Below are 15,435 nucleotides of genomic sequence, written 5' to 3' on the forward strand. Positions count from 1 at the left end.
GTTGCAGGCCACGGGCGCATTGGCTCTTCACGGTAGTCAGTGAGCGTAAGAAGCCAGAAGAATCTGGGATCTACCGAAACCGGTCCTGACCAGCGGCATCCTGCCTGGTGCGACCGCACCCGATGCACAGCTGATGCGGCTGCGCTGTCCGGCAAGGGCTACCGCCCCGGTGCCGCAGGGCGGCACCGGTCGGCACCGGTCCGTCTCGATCTGACCACAGCGATAGCCCTCGCGCCGCAGGCCGGGGAGGCGTATCTGACGCAGGCTCTCGCCCCGTGGCCCTGCGAGACCTATCTCCACATCCAGCACGGTGACAGCGACATCGCGATGACGGTGAGGAACGCGTCGCCGTTGTTGTCCGCGCTGCGGCTGCTCACGACCGAAGCCGAGGCCGAAAGTGGGTGGTCGTGGTGAGGAGCCGTACGGATCGAATCCTGACGGCCGTGACCGTGGTGTGTGTCGCGGGGCTGGCCGTCGTCGCGGGAACGATCTCGTTCGCGCACATGCACGAGCTGGCGACCGAGCACGACCAGCACGGATGGAAGGCGTTCGCGTTCCCGATCAGCGTCGACGGGCTGGAGATCGTCGCCGCTCTGTACATGGTGGTGCAGCGTCGCGCGGGACGGCGGACGGGATGGTTGCCGTGGATCGCCTTGGTGGTCGGCACCGCCGCGAGCCTGGCCGCGAACATCGCGGTCGGCGGTGAAAGCGTGATCGGCAAGATCCTGGCCGGCTGGCCCGCGCTGTCGATGCTCATCGCAGTGAAGCTGCTGTTCAGCATGATCGACCACGGCGAGAAGGATCAGCGGACCGTCCCGGACGATCAGCGGACGTCCGCCGGCCGTCCCGCCGCGCCGGGGACGGTCCCACCAGTCTCCTCGGACACCAGACCGCCGTCGGTGCCGACACCGGACAAGCCTGCCGCTCTCTCCGACGTGCCCCCGAGCGGCGAGATACATGAGTCCGCGAAACTGACCGCAGGACAGTCGGAGGACTTGGCCCCCAACCTTGTCCCGACCGACTCACGCGCCGTCGCCCACCTACTTCCGGACGCACGGGCCGCCTACACGGCGTTAACGATCAAGGGCCGTGCGGTGTCGCGGGACAAACTGGCCGAGGCGATGCGCGACGACGGGCACGGGGTGTCCAACGAACGCGCATCGCTGCTACTGCGGATCATCAGAGCCGAGCAGGAAGTCTCCGTCACCTCGCCTGCTGGGGCGGGAGAACGGACCCAACGATGACAGGCTTGCAGTCCATCAAGGAGCCGCCACCACCGCTGTGCTTGCAGCAAAGCCACACATCGGCAGGCATGCCAAGCGGTGGAGAGTCGCATCGAATCACATAGTCGCATGATTCGGCGACCTGTTGTCGCCCTCCTGACGGATCTACGTCGGATTCAGGTCTGAAAGATCGCCAGGTTCGTCGTCATCTCGCTGCTCCCGCCGAACTACCCGAATGGTCCCGTTCGGCCAATCCAGGCCGGCTACCCTGACTTTCTTCTGCCGATATCGGCGTTTGGGTAGCGCGTACAGTACGAGCACCACTAGGAGCACCACAAGGACACCGATATAGCCAGCAAGGGAAGTTGCTGCACCAAACTGCGTCACGGTTTGCAGTGGAGACGCAAGCAATCCCGCGACGCCACCGTCGGGCACGGCGTCGATCAGCTTCACGGTCTGATCGATGGCGGGTAGCCCGAACGCAATTGCTGCAGCGAAAGCTGCTGCAGCCACAGCCGTCGATCGAGCGGCCGCCCGCTCTGCCCGTTCGGCTGCAACAATCGAACCAAGTTGGTCTAGGCGCTCTCCTAGTAACGCTCGCATGCGTTCGGCACCCGACCGCGCCAGGAGGTCCCTGACTACGTCCTGAGCATCTCCGTATGCAAGCGCAGATCGATAGAACTCCTGCAATTCAAAGATGATCCTTCGTTGAAGATCTCGCGCGACTGCAGCCGTCGGACTGTTGACGGCCGCTTCCAGTGAGGCGCTCACGGCTCGCAGTTGCCAGTGCTGCAAAAGGAAATTTTCGACAAGCAAGAGTGTCCAAAGATGATCGTCGAACCTCTTTCGTTCCCGATTCCAGGAGATCCGCGTAGTGGACGCATAGGCATGCCAGACTGAGTGGTTCAGGTCGTAAGTCCTTCGGGGTTACGCGGCCTGGGCGTGTGCGGCGGGCTGGTGTTGGCAGTCGGCGTGTTGCTCGGGGTGTGGGTCTTTCCGTTCGTGTCGTTCGATCCGGGCCAGTAGGTCGGTGAGGTCGGTCGGGGTGAACTTCCATCTGAAGGGCCGGGCGGTCGCGTTGTAGCGCTGTTCGAAGGCGGCGAGGCGGTATTGCACCTGGTCGAGGCTGGTGAAGTCGTTGGGGGTGACGACTTTGCGTTGCACGATGGAGAAGTAGATCTCGATTTGGTTGAGCCAGGAGGCGTGGACCGGGGTGTGGATCATGACGGCGTTGGGGTAGCGCCTGCGCAGGCGGTCGATCGCGGTCTGGCCCCGGTGGGAGGAGCCGTTGTCGACGATCCAGAACACGCGGCGGGCGGAGGCGTACGGTTCCCGGGTCATGACCTCGTCGACGAGGTCGGTGAACGGGGTGATGCCGGTGGTGTCGTGGCAGAGTCCGATGACGTGGGCGCGGTGCACGTCGTAGGCGGCGAGGTAGGCGAGGGCGCCGCCGCGGTCGTACTCGTGGTTGACCCGCATGGCGCGGCCGGTGCCGGGGGGCAGTGTGGGGTGGCAGCGGCAGCGGGCCTGGATGGAGGTCTTCTCGTCGGCGCTGATGACGTACTCGTCGTCGCCCAGTGGCCGACCGTCGAAGACGCGCTGGTAGAGGTTCAGGACGCGGGTGGCGCGGGTGGCGAAGTCCGGGTCCCGGATGAAGATCCACGACTGGTGTCGCCAGGGTTTGATCGTGTCGGCGGCCAGGATTCTGCGGATCGTGGCCGGTGAGATCGTCTCGGCGATTCCCCGGGCGGCGACCTCTCTGGCGAGGTCGGGGCAGTTCCACTTCGACAGCGGTGTGCCGGTCTCGGCCGGTAGTTGACAGGCCAGGGCTTTGACCTCGGCGATCTGGACCGGGGTGAGACGGGGCGGTCGTCCGCTGCGGGGTCGGTCTGTCAGCCCGGCCATGCCCTCGTCGGCGTACCGACCGCGCCAGCGTCGTACCGTGTCGACGGTGACCTGATGCCGGCGGGCGATCGCCGCGTTGGAGTGGCCACGGGCGGCGTCGCGGACGATCCGGGCGCGGATGACCTGCTGGTAGCCGGCGGCATGTGAGCGGGCCAGGGTTTCGAGCCGGTGCCGGTCGGCGGCGGACACGGTGATCTGGCGGGCGTGGCAGGCGGGCACTGGAGGACTCCACGGTCGATCGACGGCCCCCGTGGCGGATCACGATCCTTGCCGGATGACGGCTCGACAGCGGCACGTGACACGCCGCGAACGGGGAGGATGAGGCCATGCCCACGATCCCCGCGTCGACCAAGGCGTCCTTGATCCAGCGGCTGAGCGGGCACGCCCGCCGGAACTGGCCACAGGTGGCGGGCGTGCACGTGCGGTACCACGGCCAGTTCGCCTACGTCACCGTCGAGCTGACCGACGGTGAACGGCTCCCCCTGATGCGACTGCGTTACGGCGGTTCCGCCCACCGGTGGGGTACCGCCATCCACACCGCCAGCACGAACGACTACGAGAACCAGGTCTGGTTCACCGGCACCACCGAGGAAGCCTTCGACCTGGTCTGCGACCTCAAGCTCAGCCCCAGGACCTCTTGATCACCAACCGCGCCAGGTCCGGACCGTCAACCCCCGAAGGACTTACGACCTGAACCACTGAGTCTTGGCCCCGGATCGAGCTGTCCGACGGCAACTTGCGTCTCGCCGACTCACGGAGTTCACGATATCCTTCATAGCGCATCAATATCCCACCCAGCTCGTCTCGATGGCAGCGAGTCCACGAGGCCTCATTTCCGCAGCACCCCAGCCGGTCGACACACACTACCGCGTGACAAAACCATTCGATGCCCGGATCGATTCCCGAAGCCTCCCCGATCGCATCCTGATAGAGGCGAAATAGATCTACAAGCGATGCCGGATCTGCATGGGCGATGCGTCGCCAGCGAGTTCCCTCTTCAATCCCCTCTAGCCATTCACCAGGCCATCGCCGTGGATCGTATCCTCCTCTCCGGGAAGCGGCCTTTAATACAGGCTCGGCCACTTCGGTCCAGCCGAGCTTGACGCCCGCAGCCAGTGTCTGCGGAATCAGCTGGTCAGTGTCTACTCCTTGTGGCATGCGGACCGCTACCGTCAACTGAAACACGCCAGACCGATGCACTAATAGCAGCACGTCGCCTCGCTGCCCCTGGGCTATCTCATCCCGATCCGGCACCCCTAAAAGCCCGAAGTTTACGTTGCGCAGAGTTAAGCGTAGGTACGGCTCCGATTCGAGGTAGGCAGCTTGGTACATCTCCCGCTCTCGGGCATGCTGGATAGCATTCAGCGCCTGACGGTGCGACACGGAAGAGTTGACGTCATCGATAACACCGAGCATCCTGGCTTCGAGATCATCGTCGCTGCCAGATTCCTCCTCGCCGTTGCCTCCGACGAGCCGTCTACTAAGCCTTCCCACTTTCCGGCTTAGCGCCGATGTTACGATCTTGGTCGCCAATAGGGGGTGCTTGCGTGCCCATCCCGCCAACCGCCCGTCGGCGATCGCGCGACCGGCATCGGCGATCCCTTGAGCGTCACGGATCACCCGAACGAGATCCCTGTACCGGGGTGCCATCCGCACCTCACCGTCGACCGGCGACGTGACCGTCTCCGCAATCTCGGCCGCGAGCAACCGCTCGGCGACGATGTGTGGAGACACAGGCACCGACCCAAACGCAAACGTGAAGTAGACAACGACCTCGTCGTACGTGGCAACATGCGGTCGACCAGCATCTCCCAACGCAGGCTGCAATCGGTCGCGTACCTTACGTAGCGCATCAGCTGCGCGTCGGAGACTCATGGCCGGATGTTACAAGGGTCGACCAAGCCTTTCACCATGGCGCGTGGCAGGCTCCAACCTAATGGACCACAAGATGGCCGCCTACCTTCCGGTGGAACCCTTCGAGCCATTGGCGTGAGTTGTCTTCGTCCGCTTGAGGCGCGGGCGACAGGCAGGAGGAGCCTATCAACGAGAGTGGCCAGTGCTGCTACCTGTAAGGGCTCCAGACTGCCGCCATGTCGCCCACACGGAACGTTGCAAAACGGTGGCTCCATTGGTCCACAAGGCCGGGGTTGCTGTCCAACACCGGCAGGACGCTGGTTACGAGTTGAAGTTCGCGGAGCTTGCGCATCACCACAAACCCTGGCCAACCGAGCACATCTACACCGTAGGATTCGACTACATCTCGATGTGCGTCAGGGGTGTAGTTGAACCGAAGTTTTCCGACAGCGACTGGCGTCAGGTCCCACTCCCGAGGGCCAGATGCGGCGGAGTCGAAGTCGCATATTACAGGACCACGCGGGCTAGGGATAAGGTTGCCGAGGAAGCTGTCTCCGTGAATCGGTCCAGATGGAAGGAAGAACTCCAGGGCGTCGAGCCGCTCCTCCATATCATCGCAGCATTGTTCGAGGAAAGTGCGATCGGTCGACGACAGGCGATCGGCCTCCAGGATCCGTTGTCTAATTGCAGCCATGGGCCGCCATTGAGGAAGGCTGAATCGAGGACCGGGAAGCGAGTGGTAGCGGCGTAGTATTCGACCAAGGTCACGGCCGGTTGGGGTGGAGCCTTCACCGGACACTCGCTGCCAGAGAGTCGCTTTGCGATCTCCCGCCCTCACCGGCTGGTCAATATCATTCAGCAGTCGAACCGACGGCATCTCATGCTCAGCGAGCCATCGTGCGACCGCAATAACCTTCTCGACTCGATCCTGGACCGCTTTTGATCCCGGTATTCGTACGACGACAGGTTCGTTGGCCAACTCGAAGACAGCGTTGTTCGTGAACTTTATGAGCCTGGCCCCTGCCGGGTTCAAACCGGCAAGTGCGCAGACATCGGCGAATATCGACCAGTGCCAGCCCGCCGCCTCACTGGTGCCAGGAGGCGACGCTTCTCTGATTTTCCTCATGTCGCAATTCTTAGCGTCTTGATGTCGTTCGCAATGGCCTGGATGTCGGAGTCGGCGGGATATCTTGTTGCGATCTCCTGCAGGGGTTGCAGCCTGTCAAGTGTGCGAATGGATCGTACAGTCGCCGCCGATGCTACGGCGTCACGGGCCGCCCGCTTTCCGGCCTTGTCGTCTCCTCCGCGCAGGTGTGCGACGGCAAGGGCGGTTGCTTCGAAGATCCGACTTCGGGTCATGTCAGCTCCACGGTGGTCGAGTGCTTGGTTCAGAAATCTGATTGCGTCGGACACGTCGGCGTCGTTGGCGTCAGTCAAGGACGCCATCGCCACTCCGATCGAAGCGTACAAGTCCGCCTCACCGAAGAAGCGCACCCATGCCTGCGCGGTCCCGTGGTCGGCGCGGATGAACTCGTCTTTGGCACGCCCTATTGATCGATCCATCTGCTTGCGGTCGCCGACGAGAGCGTACGCCCAGGCTTCGTTGGCGCATAACATGGAGACGGTAAGTCCGCAGCCAGAGTCCTGGGCGGTGATCTGGCCGAGTTGGAAGAAGCGTAGCGCGTCGCGGTGCATTCCGCGGTGAAGGTGGAGTCGGCCCATCCGGTAGAGGATGTTGGCGGCGAGGGACAGGTCGTTCACTGCTTTGGCTTGTTCGAGGGCGCGAGCGAAGTGCCTGCGGGCTGTGGAGTACATCCCGACGTCGAAGGATGTCCATCCGGCCAGGTTGTGAAGGTCTGCGAGCGCGAGCAGCAGGCGGGTCCGGGTTTCCTGAGAGCAGGTGGCTTCTAACAGCTGTTGTACCCAGCGGACCTGCGCTGCTACCGCGTCACGGCAGGCCCCGCCACCGTGTCGGTAGTCGAGTGCGCGCATCGCGGCAGTCAGCGCTCGGACGTGTTCCACGTCGCATAGGCCGATGCGCGATGGCGCCGGAGCGACTTCCCTGTCGACTGGTTGCCACCATCGGGCGACCTCGCTGACGGAGGTCCCCATGGTGATGTTGGCCGCGTGGGATAGGAGTGCGCGGACTTGGTCCCGCTCGCTTTCCCGCGAGGAGAAGGTTGCTGTGGCCAGGTCGAGGGCGGCTTCTGTCGACTCGTCGTAGGCAAGTCCCATGTAGCCACGTGGCACGCCGAGTCCATCCGCGATCCGGATCAGTAGGTCGTGCGCCATGACGCGGCGGCCTCGGAGGACTTCGTAGATCTCGGACGCGCTCTGACCGGTGAGCCGGGCGATCTGACGCTGGGAGACGCCGACTCGCTGGAGTCGTTCGTACACCGTCTTCAGGTCGCGTGCGGCCAGGGCGCGTCGCATGTCGCGCTGCTCCCACGTCGCAGGAGCGATCCGGTCCGCCGGGTGCTGGTCCAGGTTCACGCTGACGACCCCCGCCTTCGTCTGGGCCCTTTTGGGCAGGCTAGCTGGCCTGACCGGGGTGCGGAATCCTCGACAGGTCAAGGGGACTAGCGCAACTAGTCACCGAGCCGTACATCCAAACCTATTAGTGACGGCGCTTAGACCGTGTGTCAGTAGGGGTTGTTGCTGGTCAACAGGTTGAGTCGGTCGGCGCGGCGGTAGCAGATCAGAGCGCATGCCAGGTGGAGGAATCCGAGGTAGTGGGAAGCCTTGCGGTCGTAGCGGCGGACCAGCCGTCGGAACCGGGTCATCCACTCGAGGCAGCGTTCGATGACGTAGCGGTGCCGGCCCAGCCGCTTCGACGACTCGACGCCCTTGCGCGCGATCCGTGCGACGATGCCGCGTGCGCGCAGCAGGTCGCGGCATTCGGGGTAGTCGTAGCCCTTGTCGCCGTGGAGTTTGGCCGGTCGTCGACGCGGCCGGCCGACCGGTTGACGCACTGGTGTGACGCCGTCGACCATGTCCTCGAGCATCCGGTGGTCGTTGAGGTTCGCGGCGGAGACGCCCACGTGCAGCGGCAACCCGCCCCGGTCGCTCATGGCGTGGATCTTGGAGCCGGGCTTGCCCCGGTCCACCGGGCTGGGCCCGGTCAGGTCCCCCTTTTCACCGCGCGTACGTGCATGCTGTCGACACTCACCCTCGACCAGTCGATCCGCCCGGCCGCGCCGAGGACATCGAGCGTCGCCCGGTGCAGGGCGGTCATCACCCCGGCCTCGACCCATTCGGCGAACCGGCGGTGCGCGGTGCGCCAGTGGACCGGGAACGAGGCGGGCAGCTTGCGCCACGAGCAGCCGGACTCCAGTACGTACAGGATCGCCGCGAGCATCGCCCGGTCATCGGTCCGCCGCCGGCCGCCGCCCTGGTGCCTTTCCGGGTGCGGCGGCAGCAACGGCCGCGCGAGGTGCCACAACGCGTCGGGGCAGTACTTCTCCACGTCATCCACACCACGTCAACGAATGACCTTGAACTTCAACAACCCCAAACGACACACGGTCTTACACGATCAGTAGCTGTCGGTGATGCTGTACCCGTAGCGGCGCACGGTGCCGCCACGGAGGTGGCGGCCTGCTGCGTTGGCGGGTCGGAGCATCGGATGGGGGAGGGAAGATGGTCTCCACTGCCGGCACGGTGAGGGTGTTCCGTGCGGAACCAGGCAGCCGCGCCGATCCGGCCCCCTGTCTCGCACCATTCGGAACTCCGGACCGCGTCCTTGACCGCCGGTCGCGGCCGTTCCCCGTCGGCCGCGACCGGTCCGGAGAGGGCAAGGGGGAAGGCCGGCAGCAGACTCGGCTTTCGGCGTTCCCCGCCGATCTGGCCGACGCCTACCCGCTGTGGGGTCTGCTGCGCTGCGTCTGCGGACGACCCTGTGATCCAGTGCTTCTGGTCAACGGCTCGCGTGCGTACCGCAGCGTGTGTGGGTGCCGCCTGTCCGCCATAGACGCCACGACCGTCGAGTGCCTGGTCTACAACGCTGCCCAGCAGCAGATCGGTGCGCCGCTTGCCGAAACGTCGGCGATGAAGAATTCCGACCTGGCCCACCGGGCATTCGGAGCGATCGTCGTGGCCGGGACGGTCGACGACCTGTCGTTCGTGCTGGCCGGCTGACAGGCACGACCACGATGAGCCAGCCACGACCACGCTCGGTCTGTCCAATATCGATGATCCTGCTGTGTTTCGGGGAGATGAAGTCTCATGCAACTCGCTGACGACTTCTGGAGGCTGGCGCACCACGACGTGACCGGGAAACCGCGCCTGAACGAACGTGCGGCAGGGCTCGGCCTGGCAGCAGCACTCCTGGGCGAGTTGCTGTGGATCGGGAGGATCAATGTTCGCGACGGACGCCTGTGGGTGGTCGACAAAACTCCCCCGGATGATGTCCTCGAACACACCGTGTTGGAGCAGATCATCGCTCAGCCCCAGCACGGCACGATCGGGATCTGGCTCGACTTCCTCGCTCACGATGCGGCCCAGCTCGTCGCTCAGCGACTGTGGCGTGCCGGTCACCTTCGCCGTGAGACCAGCCGCCGGCTGCTGAGGTCGGACGAGGTCCGCTGGGTACCGGTCGACTGGAACGTAGCGCACTGGCCCACCGCGCGGCTGTCGATCTACCTGCGGGATCGAGCCCAGATGAGTACGACAGACGCTTTCCTCGCCGGCCTGGTCGCCACGACGGGCCTCGATGAAGGTCTGCTGCGCACAGCGCCGGCCGCCAGCCACGACTACCTCCGGCACCTGGTCGCCACCGCACCACCGCCCGTGCATGAGCTCCTCACATACACACACATCGCCATAGGGCAATCGGTGCTGTCGTACCGCACCTGAACCCGAACGACATGGACTCCCCACCCCCTTGACTACGGAGGCCCCCTCAATGCCCCTGTCCCCCGCGCCTACCCGCACCAGCCCGGTCACGGCCACCCTCGCGGCTGACCGGCTCGGAGTCGCGGCGGTCGTCTTCTTCGTCATGTCCGCCGCTACCCCGCTCACCGTCGTCGCGGGTGTTATCACCACCGGATACGCGACGACCGGCCTCACCGGTATCCCACTCGCCTTCGTGCTCGTGGGGCTTCTGCTCGGGCTCTTCTCAGTCGGCTACGTGACCATGGCCCGCCACACCGCCAACGCCGGAGCTTTCTACTCCTACATCGCCCAAGGCATCGGCCGGCCGGCCGGAGTCGGTGCCGCCTGGGTCGCGCTGCTCGCCTACAACGCACTCCAGGTCGGCCTCTACGGTGCCATCGGCGCGGCAGCCCAACCGCTACTGCACCAATGGTTCGGCGTCACGCCCCCGTGGTGGTGCATCGCTCTCATCGCATGGGCGATCACCGCTGGCCTCGGTCTGCGGCGAATCGACGTCAACGGCAAGGTCCTCGCCGTACTCCTCCTGGCCGAAGTCGCCATCATCGCGATCTACAGCCTGAGTAGTCTCGCAAGCCCTGCCGACGGCCGAATTGCCCTGGACACCCTCGCTCCCGGCAACCTGTTCGGCCCCGGCATCGGCGCGGTACTCGTCCTGGCAGTGCTCGGTTTCGTCGGCTTCGAAGCCGCCGTCGTGTTCTCCGAAGAGTCCCGGGACCCGCATCGCACCGTCCGGACCGCCACCTACCTGTCCGTCGCGCTCATCGCCGGCCTCTACGCCCTGTCGGCCTGGGCGATGACCGTCGCTACCGGGCCCGGACGGATCGTGGAGGTTTCCAGGAACGAAGGAACCGAGGTCATTTTCAACCTCGCCGCCGCGAACCTCGGCCGGACGATGGTCGACATCGGCCACGCCCTCTTCGTGACCAGCATCCTGGCGGCGATGATCGCCTTCCACAACACCACCGCCCGCTACATGTTCGCTCTCGGCCGCGAACGAGTCCTGCCCGCAACGCTCGGCCGCGCATCCCGGCGCAGCGGCGCGCCCCGCGCTGCCTCCCTCTGGCAGAGTGGCATCGGCCTGACCGTGATCGTCACCTTCGCGATCGCCGGTTGGGACCCGCTCATCCAGCTCTTCTTCTGGGCCGGAACCTCGGGCGGGCTCGGCATCCTGTTCCTCATCACCGCCACCAGCGTCGCCGTCATCGCCTTCTTCAACCAGCACCCCCACGGTGAGACGGCATGGCGTCGCCTGGTCGCGCCAGCCTCCGCCGCCATCGCCCTGGGAATCGTCGTCTGCCTGGCCGTGGCCAACTTCGCTGCCCTCCTGGGAGTGCCAGGCAATCATCCCCTCGCCATTGCGGTCCCCATCGGCTACGTGGTCGCCGCAGTCCTTGGCGCCGCTTGGGGGCTGATCCTGCAACGAGCCCGGCCCGACGTGTACGCCGCGATCGGGCTCGGTGCCCGAAGCACCACAGCCACCAGCCCTCTCACCCAAGCGGACGACTACACCCGCGTTGGTCGGGAGACCTGGCGATGACCAAGCCCTCATCAATCAGCAAGCCCACCTACCGAGACGCCGGACCGATCGCCGAACTCATCGCCGAGGCATTCCAGCCACTTGACCAGGTCGCCTGGCTCGTACCCGACCCTGAGCGACGGCGCGAAGTCCTGGCAGCGAACTTCCGCATCCTCGTGGAACACGCGCTCTTCTTCGGCGAAGTCGACCTCATGCACGACCGCAGCGCGGTCGCCGTCTGGTTTAACCGAACCCGAACCGTGCCGCCTCCGGTCGACTACGAACGCCGGCTCGCCGACGCCTGCCATCCGTACACCGACAGATTCCAACTCCTCGACAAGCTCTTCGACGCCCACCACCCCACGGAACCCCACCATCACCTGGCGTTCCTCGCCGTCTCGCCGAACAAGCAGTGCGCCGGCCGTGGTACAGCCCTGCTCAACCACCACCATGCCCAGCTCGACCACATCGGACTACCCGCCTATTTGGAGGCCAGCAGCAGCGGCAGCCGCGACCTCTACGCGCGGCACGGGTACCAGCAGCGGGACCAGTTCCACCTACCTGACGGAAGCGCCTTCTACCCGATGTGGCGACCGGCCGAATCGTCGGCCACGAACGCCAGCCGACATCCGACCCAACTTCCTGGCCCGGGGCATTCCAGCGTCCAGGGAGCCACATGAATCCTGCCGCCACCACCATGTCGTCTGGACCCGCCGAGGAGAGCGGATCGAGGCTCTCCGTAGACGCCCACGAGCGCTTCGCTGATCAGGTAGAGCGGATCTGCGCCACCCATGTTGCCCTTGGTGACGGATCCTGTGCCGGGTGCCTCACCTTCTGGCACCGGTGGGTACCTCACCCGTGCACGCAGGCGGAGTGGGCAGCTGCGAACCGAAAGAGATGACCGGCCTTGGAGGTCCCGCGTCCATGTCCATCCACACCACGGCAAGCCCGCCGGTCCCGTCGACCAACCCAGAACCTTGCTTGGCATTGCCCACATCGAGTCTGATTCTCGATGTATTCCGAGGCCGGCCTGCCGACGTGCATCCGGCCCTGGCGGTTCCCCTAGGCGCTGCAACCCAGATGGTCGTTCACCATGGCGACCAGTGGGCTGCGGAGATGGTCTCCCGTGACGCAGCCGCAGACGATCACGTCGTGGCTGCGGCGAAGAGGACGATCGACGTCCTCAACGGACTCCGCGTGAACCTGATCGGCCAGATCGATTCGTGGGTCGAGGGTGTTGTACACGTCGGCGAGGAGGTACCGCTACACACCGAGACCGTTGGCTCCGTCATTGATCGACTGGCTATCGCCTGGGTGCGTTGGAAACGTCTGGACAGCAATGACCGGCGGGAAAGCCTCGTGGTTGCTCCATCGCCGGCTCTCCGGCAACTGACCGAACTCGCTGCCGCCTACGACAACCTCGTCCTCGACGTGCACGAAGGAAGGCGACGGCTCCCGAATTGGCGTTCACTCAAGAGCTACCGGGAGCGCCGATGAACATCGCCGTGACCCTCAATGGGGCAGACAACGTCGGCAAGACCACCAACGCACGCTGGCTGGCATCTGCGATACCGGGCGTGCGCTTCACCGGGACGATCGACAGATGGGACCAGCGCTGGGCCCTCGTGTCACAGGGCGACTTCGGCCAATGGTGGTTCATCGACAGCACCACGGCCGAACACGTAGACCTCGTGTTCAGTTCCCACCTCGCGCGGGCCCAGGGCGGAGGGCCACTGGCGCTGGAGGACCGAGGCTGGCCAATGCTCATAGCGACGTGCGCCGCAACCGCAGCGGTCAAGGACGGGATGCCCGCCGCCGACGCCCTGGCGGGGGTGGAGGCCATCGCGGGCGGTTACGCCGTTTCGCGCCGACGGGAACTGCATCTCCTGCTGCGTCACGCCGACCAGCCAGCCGCAGAGGCTAGGCATGCTCTCGCCCGAGAACGAGCTCCCGCCACCGACAGATACGCCGAGTACCAGCAACGATTGGCCGAAGTCATCGAAATCCAGGTCGGCCGCGGAGACTACCAAGCGGTCATCGTGCGTGGCCACCGGCCGCTACTTGATGTTCAACGTCATATCCGCGAACAGCTGGCACAACTTGACGTACCGGTTACCCTTCTTCCGCGCGACGAGGTTGAGCGGCTCTGGATCCTCGCAGGCATGTCCGAGAGCGGCAAAAGCACCGTCGGCGAACTACTCCGCACCGAGCACGCGGTGACCCGGCTGAAGATCGGTTACCTTCTTCAACTCGCCGCCGAGCGGTTCAGAGTGGACGACCCGTACCAGGTATGGGACGAGACCACCCAAGCGCAGATACTCTCGGAGGAGATCCTGCGCTTCGCCGCGCAGAATCCCGGATCTCGCCGTGTCAGCGTGGAGAGCGCCCATCGCTTTGACTCTACGGCGCATCTGCGGCGGATCTGGGGCGATCGTTGCGAGGTCGTATACCTCGACGCGCCGAGTGAGATCCGGATGCGGCGTACCAGCGAACCGGACGCGTCGGTGCGGGAGCGCGACACCATCAAACAGAGCCGTGGCGCGGATGACATCGTGTCGATCGCGGACACGGTGATCGACAACCGTGGCAGTCTTGCTGCCTTGAAGCGGGCTGTGACGGAGGTGGTGAGTCGACACTCGGAGGTCCTGGTTCCGCCGCAGCCAGACGCGGTAGTACCGGCGTCTCTGCAGCCGGTCCTCGCGGACTGCACCGCCGATCTGGTTGATTCCCAGACAGCTCTGGTAGCCGTGACGGGCAGCCTCGCCTACAACGGCTGGCAGCAAGGGTGGAGCGACATCGACCTGCTCGTCGTTCGTGACACGCTGCCGCTGGACTGGCTCAGAAACCGGTCTGTACCCGATCACGGTCCAGCCGGCGAAAAGATCGCTTTGTCCGCGTTCACGACACACGAGGTCCGCACCGGCCAACTGCCACCACGGCTGGTGCACGCCCTACGCCAGATCGCACGCGACGGCAGCGGCCTGCTCTACCGCCGTGACGGTCTCGCGGTCAACGCTCCGGCCCCGGACGTCGACGATCGCGCGGCCCGCGCCGATTTACCGCTTGTCGTCATGGTGCTCCGCCGGCTGGCAGCCAAGCCCGCCTTCGACGTCCGCGCCGTCTACAAGCACATCGTCTTGATCATGAAGACCATCCTGCGGGCGGACGGGGTCGACGCCGACTCCAGCGACGACGTCCGGCGCGCCTTCGTCGCCAACCACCCGACCGCCGCGATCGACCTCCCGACCCTGACCGGCGTCAGCAACCGAAGTTGGCGCCAGGACGAAACCTTCGCCCACCGCGTCCGTGACGCCGCCGCCGACATCCTGCGCTACCACGACACGATTGGCCACCAGCTGACCATCCGCCCAACGCCCTGCACTCGGAAGGATCCAGACGCGCGATGACCACCACCTACGACGAGGTCCTCAACGCCGATCGCATCACTCGGCTGGGTGTCGGAGACACCACCCGCCCGCTCCGCGTCGTGCACGGGCTCGACGGGATCCGAACCGAGGTGTCGGCGGATCAGGTCCTGGCCGCCGGCCACAGCCTGTGGCAACTCTGGCAGGAGCACCCCGCCTACCAGCCGCATGACCTCCTGCTCGGACTGGACGCAGGCGGCATCGTTCCGACGATCGGGCTCGCCTGGGCCAGCCGAAGCCAGTACCGCCTGGCCTGGAAAGTCAACCTCGACCTGCCCGACAAGCTCGTCTTCCACGAGCCACACGCTCGACGGCTGGAAGTGTTCGCCTACGGCGACTTCCAGGGCCAGCGGGTCCTCATAGTCGACGACGAGATCACGACCGGACTCACCCTGACCAATCTCGTCGGCGCTCTCCGTGACGCCGGAGCTGACATCGTCGGCGCACTCTGCCTCGTCGAGGACACGACCGGAGGCGGGCGACACCTCCTCGAACGCAACGAGGTCCCGCTATGCGCGTTGACCACCCTATAGGCGTCGGCGTCGGACCGATCCTCCAGAACGGCGGTCCGACACTCGTACCACGCGAACAGGCTCCGCTCGGTCGGCTCCTCCCGTAC

The 15,435-nt window shown here is 65.4% G+C and carries 15 protein-coding genes; 9 read left to right on the plus strand and 6 right to left on the minus strand.

Annotation, left to right across the window (positions count from 1 at the left end):
• The first annotated feature begins 443 nt into the window (after positions 1 to 443).
• Positions 444 to 1,244 (plus strand): DUF2637 domain-containing protein, encoded by an 801-nt coding sequence (locus O7632_RS31275; protein WP_278119571.1) that lies wholly within the window; start codon positions 444 to 446, stop codon positions 1,242 to 1,244.
• A gap of 144 nt (positions 1,245 to 1,388) precedes the next feature.
• On the opposite strand, the gene O7632_RS31280 is transcribed toward O7632_RS31275, so the two are convergent.
• Positions 1,389 to 1,994 (minus strand): hypothetical protein, encoded by a 606-nt coding sequence (locus O7632_RS31280; RefSeq protein WP_278119573.1) that lies wholly within the window; start codon positions 1,992 to 1,994, stop codon positions 1,389 to 1,391.
• A gap of 156 nt (positions 1,995 to 2,150) precedes the next feature.
• On the minus strand, positions 2,151 to 3,347 hold the full coding sequence (locus O7632_RS31285; protein ID WP_278110295.1) for an IS630 family transposase: 1,197 nt from the start codon (positions 3,345 to 3,347) through the stop codon (positions 2,151 to 2,153).
• 107 nt (positions 3,348 to 3,454) lie between these two features.
• Here O7632_RS31285 and O7632_RS31290 point away from each other — a divergent pair, with 107 nt between their 5' ends.
• Positions 3,455 to 3,769 carry a PH domain-containing protein gene (locus O7632_RS31290; protein ID WP_278110294.1) on the plus strand — a complete coding sequence of 105 codons (315 nt, stop codon included), beginning with the start codon at positions 3,455 to 3,457 and terminating at the stop codon, positions 3,767 to 3,769.
• Here the strand turns inward: O7632_RS31290 and O7632_RS31295 are convergent.
• The 4 genes from O7632_RS31295 to O7632_RS31310 all read right to left on the minus strand — a co-directional run bounded on the left by O7632_RS31295 (position 3,750) and on the right by O7632_RS31310 (position 8,448).
• The gene (locus O7632_RS31295; protein WP_278119575.1) at positions 3,750 to 5,003 is read right to left on the minus strand and encodes a hypothetical protein; all 1,254 of its coding nucleotides are present in this window, start codon (positions 5,001 to 5,003) and stop codon (positions 3,750 to 3,752) included. The two genes, O7632_RS31290 and O7632_RS31295, sit on opposite strands and share 20 nt — an antisense overlap.
• A 187-nt stretch (positions 5,004 to 5,190) precedes the next feature.
• Entirely contained in the window at positions 5,191 to 6,108 is a 918-nt protein-coding gene (locus O7632_RS31300) for an aminoglycoside phosphotransferase family protein (RefSeq protein WP_278119576.1), read from the minus strand.
• A complete protein-coding gene (locus O7632_RS31305; RefSeq protein ID WP_278119578.1) occupies positions 6,105 to 7,475 on the minus strand; it encodes a helix-turn-helix transcriptional regulator in 1,371 nt (456 codons plus the stop codon). Before O7632_RS31305 ends, O7632_RS31300 begins: the two co-directional genes overlap by 4 nt.
• Before the next feature lie 149 nt (positions 7,476 to 7,624).
• Positions 7,625 to 8,448 (minus strand): IS5 family transposase gene (locus O7632_RS31310; RefSeq protein ID WP_278119771.1). Its coding sequence is split into 2 segments (ribosomal slippage): positions 7,625 to 8,109 and positions 8,109 to 8,448, totalling 825 coding nucleotides; the frame shifts between segments, so codons are not numbered across the junction.
• Between the two features lie 440 nt (positions 8,449 to 8,888).
• On the opposite strand from O7632_RS31310, the gene O7632_RS31315 reads away from it, so the two are divergent.
• The 7 genes from O7632_RS31315 (at position 8,889) to O7632_RS31345 (ending at position 15,349) form a co-directional block, all read left to right on the plus strand.
• The gene (locus O7632_RS31315; protein WP_278119580.1) at positions 8,889 to 9,119 is read left to right on the plus strand and encodes a hypothetical protein; all 231 of its coding nucleotides are present in this window, start codon (positions 8,889 to 8,891) and stop codon (positions 9,117 to 9,119) included.
• Between the two features lie 87 nt (positions 9,120 to 9,206).
• Complete coding sequence (locus O7632_RS31320; RefSeq protein ID WP_278119582.1) at positions 9,207 to 9,836, plus strand: GPP34 family phosphoprotein; 630 nt, start codon at positions 9,207 to 9,209, stop codon at positions 9,834 to 9,836.
• A gap of 49 nt (positions 9,837 to 9,885) precedes the next feature.
• Entirely contained in the window at positions 9,886 to 11,412 is a 1,527-nt protein-coding gene (locus O7632_RS31325; RefSeq protein ID WP_278119585.1) for an APC family permease, read from the plus strand.
• Positions 11,409 to 12,071 (plus strand): GNAT family N-acetyltransferase, encoded by a 663-nt coding sequence (locus O7632_RS31330; protein WP_278119586.1) that lies wholly within the window; start codon positions 11,409 to 11,411, stop codon positions 12,069 to 12,071. The genes O7632_RS31325 and O7632_RS31330 overlap by 4 nt, the downstream gene beginning before the upstream one ends.
• A 244-nt stretch (positions 12,072 to 12,315) precedes the next feature.
• Positions 12,316 to 12,888 carry a DUF4254 domain-containing protein gene (locus O7632_RS31335; RefSeq protein WP_278119588.1) on the plus strand — a complete coding sequence of 191 codons (573 nt, stop codon included), beginning with the start codon at positions 12,316 to 12,318 and terminating at the stop codon, positions 12,886 to 12,888.
• Positions 12,885 to 14,798, plus strand: a complete 1,914-nt coding sequence (locus tag O7632_RS31340; protein ID WP_278119590.1) for a hypothetical protein — start codon at positions 12,885 to 12,887, stop codon at positions 14,796 to 14,798. Before O7632_RS31335 ends, O7632_RS31340 begins: the two co-directional genes overlap by 4 nt.
• Positions 14,795 to 15,349, plus strand: a complete 555-nt coding sequence (locus O7632_RS31345; protein WP_278119592.1) for a phosphoribosyltransferase — start codon at positions 14,795 to 14,797, stop codon at positions 15,347 to 15,349. Before O7632_RS31340 ends, O7632_RS31345 begins: the two co-directional genes overlap by 4 nt.
• Positions 15,350 to 15,435: the final 86 nt, after the last annotated feature.

It is taken from the genome of Solwaraspora sp. WMMD406, from assembly GCF_029626025.1.
In the GTDB taxonomy this organism is placed as follows: domain Bacteria; phylum Actinomycetota; class Actinomycetes; order Mycobacteriales; family Micromonosporaceae; genus Micromonospora_E.

Excerpts from the sequence above, each read along its gene's own strand:
- O7632_RS31290 (WP_278110294.1), top strand. The coding sequence starts at position 3,455 with ATGCCCACGATCCCCGCGTCGACCAAGGCGTCCTTGATCCAGCGGCTG.
- O7632_RS31295 (WP_278119575.1), bottom strand. The coding sequence starts at position 5,003 with ATGAGTCTCCGACGCGCAGCTGATGCGCTACGTAAGGTACGCGACCGA.
- O7632_RS31300 (WP_278119576.1), bottom strand. The coding sequence starts at position 6,108 with ATGAGGAAAATCAGAGAAGCGTCGCCTCCTGGCACCAGTGAGGCGGCG.
- O7632_RS31320 (WP_278119582.1), top strand. The coding sequence starts at position 9,207 with ATGCAACTCGCTGACGACTTCTGGAGGCTGGCGCACCACGACGTGACC.
- O7632_RS31325 (WP_278119585.1), top strand. The coding sequence starts at position 9,886 with ATGCCCCTGTCCCCCGCGCCTACCCGCACCAGCCCGGTCACGGCCACC.
- O7632_RS31330 (WP_278119586.1), top strand. The coding sequence starts at position 11,409 with ATGACCAAGCCCTCATCAATCAGCAAGCCCACCTACCGAGACGCCGGA.
- O7632_RS31335 (WP_278119588.1), top strand. The coding sequence starts at position 12,316 with ATGTCCATCCACACCACGGCAAGCCCGCCGGTCCCGTCGACCAACCCA.
- O7632_RS31340 (WP_278119590.1), top strand. The coding sequence starts at position 12,885 with ATGAACATCGCCGTGACCCTCAATGGGGCAGACAACGTCGGCAAGACC.
- O7632_RS31345 (WP_278119592.1), top strand. The coding sequence starts at position 14,795 with ATGACCACCACCTACGACGAGGTCCTCAACGCCGATCGCATCACTCGG.